Here is a 13,168-nt window from a genome sequence, read left to right as displayed (position 1 = left end):
TTTACCCAACTTTACGCTGACTTAACGCCGCTTGACACGGGCCCGCGCTATATCGGGGCGACCGATGGGATGAACGGACCGTAGGGCGGCATGGCCTGTGCTTTTCGAAACGTCGCGGCGCTGGCCGCCGCCCTGGCGCTGGCGGCCTGCGCGGTCGGGCCGGACTACCGCGCGCCGGCGGCGGATGCCGCGGCGCACTGGGCGGCGCCCCTGCCGGACCGGGCGGGCGGCACGTCGCTGCTGGACTGGTGGGACCGCTTCGACGACCCGGTGCTGACCGGGCTGCTCCATGCCGCGGAAACGGACAGCCCGTCGCTGGCGCAGGCCTGGGCGTCGATCGCCAAGGCACGCGCCACGCTGGCGCAGGACCGGGCCGACCGGCTGCCCACCGTGACGGCCGGCGGCTCGGCCCAGCGGGCGAAACAGTCGGCGCTGGGCGGGGTCGCCACCGGGAACAGCCTGTCCGGGACGCTCGACGCCTCGTGGGAGCTGGATGTGTTCGGCAAGCTGCGCCGGACCCAGGACGCCGCCGAGGCGCGGGTCGAGGCGCGGACCGACGACTGGCACGATGCCCGCGTGTCGCTGGCGGCCGAGGTCGCCGACGATTACGTGCAATACCGCGCCTGCCGGCTGCTGGCCCGCGCCTATGCCGGCGAGGCGGCGTCCCAGGCCGGCACCGCGCGCGCCACCGCCACCAGCGTGCGGGCCGGCTTCACCTCCCCCGGCAACGGGTCGCTGGCCGAGGCGAGCGCCGCCAGCCTGCGCGCCAGCGCCATCGAACAGCAGGCCGAATGCGACGTGCTGGTCAAGGCGCTGGTGGCGCTGACCGGGCTGGCGGAGGCCGATCTGCGCCGCCGGCTGGAACCGGCATCGGGAGGCTCGCCCGCCCCCCTGCCCGCTCCGGAGGGCTTCGCGGTCGACCGCGTGCCGGCAGCGGCGCTGGCCCAGCGGCCCGACCTCGCCTCGCTGGAGCGGGAACTGGCGGCGGCCAGCGCCGAGATCGGCGTGGCCGAGGCCGACCGCTACCCCAGCCTGTCCTTCAGCGGCGAGATCGCGCGGTCCGGCACGGCGCTGGGCAGCCTGATGTCGACATGGCTGCTCGGGTCGTCGCTGACCGCGCCGCTGTTCGACGCCGGCAAGCGCGCCGCGGCTGCCGACAGCGCAAGGGCCGCCTACGACTACCAGCTGGCCGCCTATCGCGACGGGGTGCGCACCGCCATCCGCGAGGTGGAGCAGGCGCTGGTCCGGCTCGACGCCGCCACCCGGCGCACCGGCGATGCCCGCACCGCGGCCGAGGGCTACCGCAGCTATTTCGAGGCCATCGACCGCAACTGGCGGGCCGGCGGCGCCAGCCTGCTCGACCGCGAGGAGGCGCTGCGCAACGCGCTGAACGCCGAGATTTCCCTGATCACCGTGCAGCGCGACCAGATCGAATATTGGATCGCGCTCTACAAGGCGCTGGGCGGCGGCTGGCAGGCCGGAACGCCGGCCAGGGCACCAGTCGGGACGGCGGCCAAGACCGCGGCCGGGGCGGCCGCAGCGAACAACCGGAAGAGCGGAGACGCATCGTGAGCTTCCCCATCCTCAGGCGGATCGCCAAACTCGGGGCCGGACTGGGGCTGGCCTTCGCGGTCGGCGTCGGCGCCGCCGCCCTGACCGGAGCGCGGACGGAAACACCGGACGACGGCGCATCGCAGGACGCCGCCGGCACCACAACCGGTCCCGCGGCGCGCAGCAGCGTGCTGACCGTCACCGTCACGCTTCCCCATACGGAGGACTGGGCACGGACCCTGCCGGCCAGCGGCGCGCTCGCGGCGTGGCAGGAGGCGGTGATCGGGGCGGAGACCGGCAACCTGCGCATCACCCACCTGTTCGCCGACGTCGGCTCCACCGTCACCCGCGGGCAGGAGCTGGCGCGGCTGGCGCAGGACAGCGTACAGGCCGACATCCGCAAGCAGGAGGCGCTGGTGGCCCAGGCCCGGGCGACGCTGACCCAGGCCCAGGCGAACGCGAGGCGCGCCCGTCTGGTCAAGGGCAGCGGCGCGCTGTCGGAGCAGCAGGTGACCGACTATCTGGTGTCCGAGGAGACGGCGAAGGCCAGCCTCGCGTCGGCCCAGGCGGATCTCGACAGCAGCCGGATCACGCTGGCGCGCACCCGCATCCGGGCGGAGGATGACGGGGTGGTGACCTCGCGCTCCGCCACGCTGGGCGCGGTGGTGTCGGCGGGGACCGAGCTGTTCCGCCTGCAACGGCAGGGCCGGGTGGAATGGCAGGCGGAGCTGGATGCGCGGCAGCTGCCGCAGGTCCGGCCGGGACAGGCCGCGCGGGTGACGCTGCCCGACGGGCGGATCGTCGAGGGGACGGTGCGGCAGACGGCCCCGGCGCTCAACAGCGGCACCGGCCGCGGCATCGTCTATGTCGCCCTGCCGGCCGGCAGCGGGGCGCTGGCCGGCAGCTATGCCAGCGGCACCGTCGAGCTGGGGACCGCCCCGGCGCTGACCCTGCCGCAATCGGCGGTCGTGCTGCGCGACGGGCGGTCGCTGGTCTTCACCATCGGCGACGACGACCGGGTGACCCGGCGCATCGTCGCCACCGGCCGGCGCCGGGACGACCGGGTGGAGATCCTGTCCGGCCTGTCCGCCGACGCGCGGGTGGTGGAGACCGGCGGCGCCTTCCTGTCCGACGGCGCGACGGTGACGGTGGCGCCGGTCGCCGGCGTGCTGCGCGGCGCGACGGATGTGGCCAGCCTGCCTCCGGCCAGGACCCCGGCGAAGAGCAGGGAGCGCTGACGATGAACCTGTCCACCTGGTCGATCCGCAACCCGGTCCCCTCGCTGCTGCTGTTCATCCTGCTGACCATGCTGGGGCTGATCGGCTTCGAGCGGCTGGGCATCCAGCAGTTCCCCGACATGGACCTGCCCACCGTCACCGTCAGCGCCTCGCTGGAGGGCGCCGCCCCGGCCCAGTTGGAGACCGAGGTTGCCCGCAAGATCGAGGACAAGCTGGCCTCGCTGGGCCGGGTCGAGCACATCACCACCACCATCACCGACGGCTCCGTCGCCATCACCATCACCTTCGACATCGACAAGGACGGCGAGGAGGCGCTGAACGAGGTGCGCAACGCGGTCGACGGCGCCAAGGCCGACCTGCCGGCCAGCATGACCTCGCCCAGCGTGTCGAAGGTGACGGCGGAGACCCGCGCGCTGCTGACCTACAGCGTCCGCTCCGACCGGCTCGACGAGGCTGACCTGTCCTGGTTCATCGACAACGACGTGACCAAGGCGGTGCTGGCGGCCAAGGGGGTGGCCGGGGTGACGCGGGTCGGCGGCATCGACCGCGAGGTCCATGTAGACCTCGATCCCGCGCTGATGGCCGGGCTGGGGGTGACGCCGTCCGCCGTGTCGACCGCGCTGAAATCGGTGCAGAGCGACAATTCCGGCGGCCAGGGCGAGATCGGCGGCAAGCGCCAGTCGCTGCGCACGCTGGGCGCCGTCGGCACGGTGGAGGAGGTGGCCGCCATCACCCTGCCGCTGGCCGACGGGCGGCACATCCGGCTCGATCAGGTGGCGCGGGTGGGCGACGCCCATGCCGACCGCAGCACCCGCGCCTTCGTCGACGGACAGCCGGTGATCGCCTTCCAGATCACCCGCAGCAAGGGATTTTCCGATGCCGGCGTGGCGGAGGGCGCGCGCAGGACGGTGGCGGCCTTCGCCGCCGCCCATCCGGAGGTGACGATCACCGAGGCCAGCACCACGGTCACGCCGATCCTGGAGAACTACAAGGGGTCGATGCATCTGCTGCTGGAAGGGGCGGCGCTGGCGGTCGTGGTGGTCTGGTGGTTCCTGCGCGACCTGCGGGCGACGCTGATCTCGGCGGTGGCGCTGCCGTTGTCGATCCTGCCGGCCTTCGCCGCCATGTATATGCTGGGCTTCAGCCTGAACACCGTCTCGCTGCTGGCGCTGGCGCTGGTGGTCGGCATCCTGGTCGACGACGCCATCGTCGAGGTGGAGAACATCGCCCGCCACATGCGCCAGGGCAAATCGGCCCGCGTCTCGGCGATGGAGGCGGCGGACGAGATCGGGATGGCGGTGATCGCCACCACCTTCACCCTTGTCGCGGTGTTCCTGCCCACCGCCTTCATGGGCGGGATTCCCGGCCGGATCTTCCGCCAGTTCGGCGTGACGGCGGCGGTGGCGGTGCTGGCCTCGCTGCTGGTAGCGCGGCTGCTGACCCCGATGATGGCGGCGCAGTTCATGACGGCGCAGCCGGCGGAGGAGCGCGACGGACGGCTGATGCTGACCTATCTCGCCGGGGTGCGCGCCTGCCTGCGCCATCCCTGGCGCACGGCGCTGGCCGCCGCCGCCTTCCTTGGCCTGTCGCTGACGATGATCCCGCTGCTGCCCACCGGATTCATGCCGGCGCAGGACGACGCGCAGAGCCAGGTGACGCTGACCCTGCCGCCCGACGCCGCGCTGGAGGACACCACCGCCCTCGCCCTGCAAGCCGATGCGCTGCTGCGCCGGGTGCCGGAGGTGCGGGGGGTGTTCACCGCGGTCGGCACGGCGACGATGGGCGGCGGCATGGATGCCACCACCACGACCAGCCCACGCACCGCCGCGCTGACGGTGGAGCTGGTGCCGCGGTCGGACCGCCACCGCTCCCAGGCGGCGGTCGAGGCCGAGATGCGCACGCTGCTGCGGCGGATTCCCGGCGCGCGGGTCGAGGTCGGGCGCGGCAACAACGGCGAGCAGCTGCAGATCACGCTGGCCGGCGACGACCCGACCGCGCTGCAGCAGGCGGCCGACGCGGTGGAGGCCGACCTGCGCACGCTGGGCGGCATCGGCAACGTCACCTCCGGCGCCGCGCTGCAACGGCCGGAGATCCAGATCCGGCCCGACTTCGCCCGCGCGGCGGCGCTGGGCGTCACCTCGCAGGATCTGGCCGACGCGGTGCGGATGGCGACCTATGGCGACTATTCGTCGGCGATCCCCAAGCTGAACCTGCCGCAGCGCCAGATCGCCGTCCGCGTCCGGCTCGACCCGGCGGTGCGGACCGATCTGGCGGCGCTCGGGCAGTTGCGGGTGACCGGCGGCGGCGGGACGGTCGCGCTGGCGTCGGTGGCGGAGATCGGCTTCGGCAGCGGGCCGTCGCAGATCGACCGCATCGACCGCTCGCGCAACGTCACCCTGTCGGTGGAGCTGGCCGGCCGGGCATTGGGCGAGGTGATGGGCGAGGCAAAGGCACTGCCATCGATGCGCTCGCTGCCGGGCTCGGTCCATCTGGTCGAGCAGGGCGAGCTGGAGCGGATGAGCGAGCTGTTCGGCAGCTTCGGCACCGCCATGGGCATCGGCGTCTTCTGCATCTATGCGGTGCTGGTGCTGCTGTTCCACGAGTTCCTGCAGCCGGCCACCATCCTGGCGGCGCTGCCGCTGTCGGTCGGCGGCGCGCTGTTCGCCATCCTGGCGGCGGGGATGAGCTTCTCGATGCCGACGGTGATCGGGCTGCTGATGCTGATGGGCATCGTCACCAAGAATTCGATCCTGCTGGTCGAATATGCGGTGATGGCGCGGCGGGACCATGGGCTGGGCCGGGTGAACGCGCTGATCGACGCCTGCCACAAGCGCGCCCGCCCGATCCTGATGACCACCATCGCCATGGGCGCCGGCATGATGCCGATCGCGCTGGGGCTGGGCGCCGACCCCAGCTTCCGCCAGCCGATGGCGGTGGTGGTGATCGGCGGGCTGCTGACCTCGACCGTGCTCAGCCTGCTGGTGATCCCGGCGCTGTTCCTGCTGGTCGACGACCTGTCGCGCTGGCTGGCGGGCTGGTTCGCGCCCCGACAGGAGGGGGGCCGGGAGGAGGCGCGGGAGGCGGCCGGAGGGATGGCGGACCTCTGACCTGTCTTAACTTTCGGGGTCCCTACCGTTCCGTGTCATGGGCGTCGACGGCGCGGTCGTGGCGTTTCAGCCGCTCCTGCAAGGTGTCGCCCATGCGCAGGGCCACCGCGATGGAGAGGATGTCGCCCAGCACCAGATGGGCGATGCGGACGGTCATCGGCGAGTGGATGTCGAAATCGGCGGCGACGTCGGCCACCAGGCTGACGGTGGCCATGTCGGCGAGCGGCGAGCCGGAACGGGTCAGCGCCACCACGTCGGCCCCCGCCTTGCGGGCGTTCTGCACGGCGTCGAGGATGTCGCGGGTGCGGCCGGTGCTGGACACCGCGACCACCGCATCCCCCTTCGCCAGCGTCAGGGCGGAGGCGAAATAGACGTGGCTGTCGCAATAGGCCACCGTCGGCATGCCCAGCCGGAAGAACTTGCGCTGGATGTCCTGCGCCACCGTGCCGGAATTGCCCGACCCGTAGAACTCGATCCGGCGCGATGCGGCGAGGATGTCGGCGGCGCGGTCCACCGCCTCGGCCGGCAGGTTGTTGCGCACCTGCATCAGCGTGGCGATGGTGCGGTCGAACAGCTTGCCGGCCAGAACCGCCCCCGGCACCCCGCCCTCGCCGTCGGTCTCGCCGGCCGACGACAGATCCTGGTGCAGGAAGGGCATGCCGCCGGCGATGTCCTGCGCCAGCTTGATCTTGAATTCGCGGAAGCCGCGGCAGCCGAGCGCCGAGCAGAAGCGCGCCACCGTCGGTTCGCTCACCCCCGTCCGCTCCGCCAGCTCGGCCATGGACAGGTTGATGACGTCGCCCGGATGGGCCATCGCATAGTCGGCCAGCTTGCGCTCTGAGGGGCGGATCTGGTCGCGGACGGCGGCGATTCTCGCCAGCATCTTGGGGGCTCTCCCTTCTGATTGTGCGCCAGCCTAGCACATGTAGCAAAGCTACATATACAGCGCTGCGAACGACCGATTCCGTCGCCGGCCGGACACCCTCTTTCCAAGGATTTCCAACCCGCCCAGCGCCCCCCTGCGACAAAATGTCGGGCGGCTTCGCCTTGTCCGGAAGGCCGTCGAGGAGTATGTAGTAAAACTACAGAGCGGGCGCAAACCCCGGCATCGACCGCGCCGCACCCGGCCTGAAAATATGACGTGTGTCAACGAAAACGGCGCCCGTCGCGCCTAGAATTCCAACCGCTCCGCTCGCACGCGGGGCACCACTCAGCGCCGACACGGCCTTCGACCCGCGCCGACGTCTTTATCTCTGAGGAGACATCATGGACACCCTGCTGATGGACGGACTTGCCCTGGCCCCGGAGCAGCAGTCCGCCGCCGACCCCTGGCGCGGTTTCGCCCCGGGCGTCTGGCGCCGCTCGGTCGACGTCCGCGATTTCATCCAGCGCAACCTGTGCCCTTATGAGGGGGATGCGGGCTTCGTCGCCGGTCCCACCGCCCGCACCACCGCGCTGTTCGCCAAGGTCACCGACCTTCTGAAGCAGGAACGCGCCGCCAAGGGCGGGGTTCTCGACGCCGACACGGAAATCTTCGCCTCGATCACCTCGCACGGCGCCGGCTACATCGACCGCGAGCTGGAGGTCATCGTCGGCCTGCAGACCGACAAGCCGCTGAAGCGCGCGATCATGCCGTTCGGCGGCTGGCGCATGGTCAAGACCGGCCTGGAGGCCTACGGCTACACCCCGTCGCCCAAGCTGGAGGAGGTGTTCCCGGGCCTGCGCAAGACGCACAATGACGGCGTGTTCGATGTCTACACGCCCGAGATGCTGCGCTGCCGCAAGTCCGGCGTCATCACCGGCCTGCCCGACGCCTACGGCCGCGGCCGCATCATCGGCGACTATCGCCGGCTGGCGCTGTACGGCGCCGATTTCCTGATCAAGGACAAGAAGGCCCAGCTGGCCTCGCTGGAGGTCAGCCGCATCGACGAGGACGTGCTGCGCCTGCGCGAGGAGATCTCCGAGCAGATCAGGGCGCTGCAGGAGCTGGTCGCGATGGCCGCGACCTACGGCTTCGACGTCAAGCGCCCGGCGGCGACGGCGCGCGAGGCGGTGCAGTGGACCTATCTGGCCTATCTGGCGGCGGTGAAGGAGGCCAACGGCGCGGCGATGTCGCTGGGCCGCGTCTCCACCTTCCTCGACATCTACATCGACCGCGACCTGCGCGACGGCGTCATCACCGAGGCCGAGGCCCAGGAGATGATCGACCATTTCGTCATGAAGCTGCGCCTGGTCCGCTTCCTGCGCACGCCGGAATACGACCAGCTGTTCTCGGGCGACCCGACCTGGGTGACGGAATGCCTGGGCGGTATGGGGCTGGACGGCCGGACGTTGGTCAGCAAGACCAACTTCCGCATGCTGCAGACCCTGCACAACCTGGGCCCGGCGCCGGAACCGAACCTGACGGTCCTGTGGTCGGAGAAGCTGCCGGAAGGCTTCAAGCGCTTCTGCGCCGACACCTCGATCAAGACCTGCTCGGTCCAGTACGAGAGCGACGACCTGATGCGCGGCTATTGGGGCGACGATTACGGCATCGCCTGCTGCGTGTCGGCGATGCGCATCGGCAAGCAGATGCAGTTCTTCGGCGCCCGCGCCAACCTTGCCAAGACGCTGCTCTACGCAATCAACGGCGGCAAGGACGAGGTTTCGGGCGAGCAGGTCGGCCCGGCCTATGCGCCGATCACCGGCGACGTGCTGGACTATGACGAGGTCATGGCCCGCTTCGAGCCGATGATGGAGTGGCTGGCCAAGGTCTACATGAACGCGCTGAACGCCATCCACTACATGCACGACAAGTACATGTACGAGCGGCTGGAGATGGCGCTGCACGACCGCGACATCCTGCGCACCATGGCCTGCGGCATCGCCGGCCTGAGCGTGGTCGCCGACAGCCTGTCGGCCATCAAGTTCGCCAAGGTGAAGGTCGTCCGCGACGAAAGCGGCCTCGCCACCGACTTCGAGATCGAGGGCGACTATCCGGCCTTCGGCAACAACGACGCGCGGGTCGACGACATCGCCATCTGGGCGGTCGAGCGTTTCATGACGGCGCTGCGCAAGCAGAAGCCCTACCGCAACGCGATGGCGACCCAGTCGGTGCTGACGATCACCTCGAACGTGGTCTACGGCAAGAAGACCGGCAACACGCCGGACGGCCGCAAGGCCGGCCAGCCCTTCGCACCGGGCGCCAACCCGATGCACGGGCGCGACAAGAAGGGCGCCATCGCGTCGATGGCCAGCGTGGCCAAGCTGCCCTACGCCCATGCGCAGGACGGCATCAGCTACACCTTCACCATCGTCCCCGGCGCGCTCGGCCGGACCGAAGGCGAGCGGGTGGACAATCTGGTCGGCATGCTCGACGGCTATGCCGCCCAGGGCGGGCACCACATCAACGTCAACGTCTTCGACCGTGAGACGCTGCTGCATGCGATGGACCATCCGGAGCTGTATCCGCAGCTGACCATCCGGGTGTCGGGATATGCGGTGAACTTCATCAAGCTGACGCGCGAGCAGCAGCTCGACGTCATCAGCCGCACGTTCCACGACAAGCACTGAAGACCTTGAGGAAGGCGGCCCGCCGGGTCGGTTTTCCCGGCGGTGCCTGCCGGTTCGGGTCCTATGCCCCCTCCCTAACCCTCCCCCGCTGACGCGGGAGAGGGGACTGCCGCCGCTTTGGCGGAAGGCACCCTCTCCCTCGATCGGACGGACCCGGGGTCCGCCGAGAGAGGGGGAGGGTCGGGGTGGGGGCCGAGGACCTCCGGCAAAGCCGCTTTTCAACAAGAGCAAGCATTCCATGACACAGCCTCCCCCCGTCCCCCGCACCGGCTCCGTCTCCGGCTGGATCCATTCGGTCGAGACCGGCGGCACCGTCGACGGGCCGGGGATCCGCTATGTGCTGTTCATGTCGGGCTGCCCGCTGCGCTGCCTCTACTGCCACAATCCCGACACCCAGCACATGCATGACGGGACGCGGACAACCTCGACCGAAATCCTTGAAGACATCGCGCTCTATGCCGAATTCCTGAAACGGGCCCATGGCGGCCTGACGCTCAGCGGCGGCGAGCCGCTGGTGCAGCCGGAATTCACCGCCGCCATCCTGCGCGGGGCGAAATCGCTGGGCATGCACACCGCGCTCGACACCTCGGGCTTCCTCGGCAACCACGCCGACGACCATCTGCTGGAGGACGTCGACCTCGTCCTGCTCGACATCAAGGCCTTTTCCGAGAAGACCTACCGCCATCTGACCGGCGTGCCGCTGCGCCCCACCCTGGAATTCGCCGAGCGGCTGGCCGGGATGAACAAGCGCATCTGGCTGCGCTATGTGCTGGTCCCCGGCCTGACCGACGACGCCGCCGAGATCGACGGGCTGGCCGACTTCGTCGCCGGGCTGGGCGTGGTCGACCGGGTCGACGTGCTGCCCTTCCACAAGATGGGCGAGCACAAATGGAAGGCGCTGGGCCGCCGCTATATGCTGTCGGCCACCGAACCGCCGTCGCACGAGCTGGTCGAGCGGGTGCGCGGCCAGTTCCAGGCGCGGGGATTGCGGGCGGACTGAGCCCGGTCCCCGCTGTAGCCCCCGGTTCGGGCGGCTCATACGTCCATATGAAAACGCCCCTATAAAAACGTCATCGACACGTCACCGATGCGACACGACGCGGTCACGCACCCGCGCCTAATACCCCTCTTGAATTCGCTTGGGATTCGCTTGGGGGGTTCTTTTCAATGCACCAGACACACCGCGCCGGGCGGCTGCGGACGGCCCTGCTGTCCGCGACCGGTCTCGCCTCTCTCGTCCTGTCCACCTGCGGGGCCGCGATGGGGGTCGCCTCCGCCCAGACCGTGGACAGCGTGACGATCGGCGGCTCCAGCTTCGCCAACCAGGGTCTGGTCGGCGTCGGCCGGATCGCCTCCTCCACCCGCGACAAGTATGGCGAGACGCTGGGCTCGATGTCGGGGCTGACCTTCGACGCCGGCTCCTGGCGGCGCAACGGCGACAGCTACAGCGGCATCATGTTCGCCCTGCCCGACCGCGGCTACAACGTGGTCGGCACCACCGACTACCGGCCGCGGCTGAACACGCTGGCCCTGTCGCTGACCCCCTATTACGGCAGCGCCGCGCTGGCCGCCGGAAGCGGGCAGCAGTCGCAGATCGGGCTGAGCGTGCTCGACACCACCCTGCTGACGGAGACGAACGGCACCGTCACCACCGGCCTCGATCCGCAGCCGCGCACCGGCGTCCGCGCCGCGGCGAACGGCCTGCCGGCGCTGCCCCAGGCCTACAACGGCAAGATCAGCCTCGACACCGAGGGCATCGCCCGGCTGGCCGACGGCAGCTTCTACATCAGCGACGAATACGGCCCGTACATCTACCACTTCTCGGCCAGCGGCCGGATGATCTCGGCCGTGCAGCCGCCGGCGGCTCTGCTGCCGGTGCGCAACGGCGGGCTCGATTTCTCCTCCAACAACCCGGCCACCGGCCAGCCCGCCCCGTCCCCGGCCGACCCGACCCGCGGCCGACAGAACAACCAGGGGCTGGAAGGGCTGTCGCTGACTCCGGACAAGACCAAGCTGGCGGCGCTGCTGCAAAGCGCCACCCGCCAGGACGGCGGCACCGGCGGCAACAGCGCCACCCGGCGCAACACCCGCCTGGTGATCTACGACGTCTCCAGCAACCCGGACAGCCCGGCGCTGGTCGGCCACTATGTCGTGCCGCTGCCCACCTTCCGCTCGGGAAGCCGCACGCTGGTCGCGGCGCAGAGCGAGATGCTGGCGCTGAACGACAAGCAGTTCCTCGTCCTGTCGCGCGACAGCGGCAACGGCCAGGGGCTGAGCGGCACCGACTCGCTCTACCGCAGCATCGACATCGTCGACGTGTCGAACGCCACCAATCTGGTCGGCACCGCCTATGACGGCACCACCCCGGTCGCCCCCGGCGGCAATCTGGTGGCGGCGGTGACGCCGGTGTCCTACACGCAGTTCCTCAGCATCAACAACAACGGCCAGCTGGCGAAGTTCGGGCTGCACAATGGCGGCGCGCAGGATGCCAACCTGCTGTCGGAGAAGTGGGAGGCGATGGGGCTGCTGCCGGTGCTCGACGCCGCCAAGCCGGACGATTTCTTCCTGTTCGTCGGCAACGACAACGACTTCCTGACGCGCAACGGCTATCAGGTCGGCGCCGCCTATGACGCCGGGGCGAATGTCGACACGATGCTGCTGGTCTACCGGCTGACCCTGCCGACCTACGTCGATCCGCTGGCGATCGAATCGCTGCGCCAGACCGCGCTTCCGCTGGCGCGCGGCCTGGGCAACGCCTCGGTGGCGATGGCCGATTCGGCGTCGCGCTCGGTCCGCAGCCATCTGGCCGGCCTGCGCTTCCTGGGCGGCTCCAGCGAGGGCGGCGGCGGTCCGGCCACCAGTGGCCCGGTCATCAGCGGCTGGGTCGGCGGGCGGCTCGGCTTCGACCGTGCCGACGACACCGGCATGGCCGCCGGTGCCGACACCGACTCGCGCAACGGGCAGGTCGGCGCCGACATCCGGATCACCGACACGCTGGTCGCCGGCTTCGCGGTGGGCGGTGCCCGCAACAGCCTGTCCTTCGGCGAGACCGGCAGCGCCAAGGTGCGCTCCGCCGCGATCAGCCCCTATGTGGCCGGGAGCTACGGCAAGTTCTTCGGCAGCCTGTCGGGCACCTACTCGTTCGACACCTACGACAAGATCGCCCGCAACACCGGCGCCTACGGCCTGACCGCCCGCGGCGAGACCAAGGGGCGCAGCTGGTCGGTCGGCGTCGACGGCGGCTATGAGCTGGGCGAAGGGGCGTGGTCGTTCGGCCCGGTCGCGGCGGCGCGCTACACCCGCGCCACCATCGACGGCTATACGGAAACCGACGCGATCCACCTGAACGGCACCCTGCCGAGCCAGACCCAGCGCGGCTGGAGCTGGGAGTTCGGCGGGCAGGCGGCCCACCGCTTCGAGATGGACAGCGCGTCGGTCATCCCGCAGGCCCGCCTGAGCTATGAGTGGAACCGCGTGCGCGGGGGCGAGACGCTGGCCGCCACGCTCGCCAACCGCAGCACCAGCAGCCTGGGCACGGTGACGCGGACCTTCGGCACGCCCGAACGGGACGGGCTGCGCGCCGGGGCCGGCGTGACGGTGTTGAGCGGCGCCGTGGCGTGGCAGGTCGGCTATGACGGCAAGTTCGGCCGCGACAACCGCGACCACAGCGTCTTCACCTCGGTCGGTTACCGGTTCTGAGGACGGGCGTAACGGCGGGTG

7 protein-coding genes are annotated in these 13,168 nt (G+C 70.5%); 6 read left to right on the top strand and 1 reads right to left on the bottom strand.

The genetic code is table 11. The features are described 5' to 3' along the window. Nucleotides 1–90 precede the first annotated feature (90 nt). Genes AL072_RS16700 through AL072_RS16690 form a run of 3 tightly spaced genes read left to right on the top strand, consistent with a single transcriptional unit; the run spans nucleotide 91 to nucleotide 5,896 of the window. Complete coding sequence (locus AL072_RS16700; protein ID WP_063840355.1) at nucleotides 91–1,572, top strand: efflux transporter outer membrane subunit; 1,482 nt, start codon at nucleotides 91–93, stop codon at nucleotides 1,570–1,572. Beyond that, entirely contained in the window at nucleotides 1,569–2,789 is a 1,221-nt protein-coding gene (locus AL072_RS16695; RefSeq protein WP_063840356.1) for an efflux RND transporter periplasmic adaptor subunit, read from the top strand. Before AL072_RS16700 ends, AL072_RS16695 begins: the two co-directional genes overlap by 4 nt. 2 nt (nucleotides 2,790–2,791) lie before the next feature. Then, nucleotides 2,792–5,896, top strand: a complete 3,105-nt coding sequence (locus AL072_RS16690) for an efflux RND transporter permease subunit (protein ID WP_045583116.1) — start codon at nucleotides 2,792–2,794, stop codon at nucleotides 5,894–5,896. 22 nt (nucleotides 5,897–5,918) lie between these two features. On the opposite strand, the gene AL072_RS16685 is transcribed toward AL072_RS16690, so the two are convergent. After that, nucleotides 5,919–6,779, bottom strand: coding sequence for a MurR/RpiR family transcriptional regulator (locus AL072_RS16685; RefSeq protein WP_052710114.1), 861 nt, complete (start codon nucleotides 6,777–6,779; stop codon nucleotides 5,919–5,921). 383 nt (nucleotides 6,780–7,162) lie between these two features. On the opposite strand from AL072_RS16685, the gene pflB reads away from it, so the two are divergent. The 3 genes from pflB (at nucleotide 7,163) to AL072_RS33535 (ending at nucleotide 13,147) form a co-directional block, all read left to right on the top strand. Beyond that, nucleotides 7,163–9,448 (top strand): formate C-acetyltransferase, encoded by a 2,286-nt coding sequence (pflB, locus tag AL072_RS16680; RefSeq protein WP_045583117.1) that lies wholly within the window; start codon nucleotides 7,163–7,165, stop codon nucleotides 9,446–9,448. 238 nt (nucleotides 9,449–9,686) lie between these two features. Further along, nucleotides 9,687–10,448 (top strand): pyruvate formate-lyase-activating protein, encoded by a 762-nt coding sequence (gene pflA / locus AL072_RS16675; RefSeq protein ID WP_045583118.1) that lies wholly within the window; start codon nucleotides 9,687–9,689, stop codon nucleotides 10,446–10,448. Nucleotides 10,449–10,615: 167 nt separating this feature from the next. Further along, a complete protein-coding gene (locus AL072_RS33535; RefSeq protein WP_082109045.1) occupies nucleotides 10,616–13,147 on the top strand; it encodes an esterase-like activity of phytase family protein in 2,532 nt (843 codons plus the stop codon). Nucleotides 13,148–13,168: the final 21 nt, after the last annotated feature.

The organism is Azospirillum thiophilum (assembly GCF_001305595.1).
Taxonomy (GTDB): domain Bacteria; phylum Pseudomonadota; class Alphaproteobacteria; order Azospirillales; family Azospirillaceae; genus Azospirillum; species Azospirillum thiophilum.
Note: the sequence above shows the minus strand (reverse complement) of the source record. Positions and strands in the feature narration are given on the sequence as shown.

Excerpts from the sequence above, each read along its gene's own strand:
- AL072_RS33535 (WP_082109045.1), top strand. The coding sequence starts at position 10,616 with ATGCACCAGACACACCGCGCCGGGCGGCTGCGGACGGCCCTGCTGTCC.
- AL072_RS16690 (WP_045583116.1), top strand. The coding sequence starts at position 2,792 with ATGAACCTGTCCACCTGGTCGATCCGCAACCCGGTCCCCTCGCTGCTG.
- AL072_RS16685 (WP_052710114.1), bottom strand. The coding sequence starts at position 6,779 with ATGCTGGCGAGAATCGCCGCCGTCCGCGACCAGATCCGCCCCTCAGAG.
- AL072_RS16700 (WP_063840355.1), top strand. The coding sequence starts at position 91 with ATGGCCTGTGCTTTTCGAAACGTCGCGGCGCTGGCCGCCGCCCTGGCG.
- pflA (WP_045583118.1), top strand. The coding sequence starts at position 9,687 with ATGACACAGCCTCCCCCCGTCCCCCGCACCGGCTCCGTCTCCGGCTGG.
- pflB (WP_045583117.1), top strand. The coding sequence starts at position 7,163 with ATGGACACCCTGCTGATGGACGGACTTGCCCTGGCCCCGGAGCAGCAG.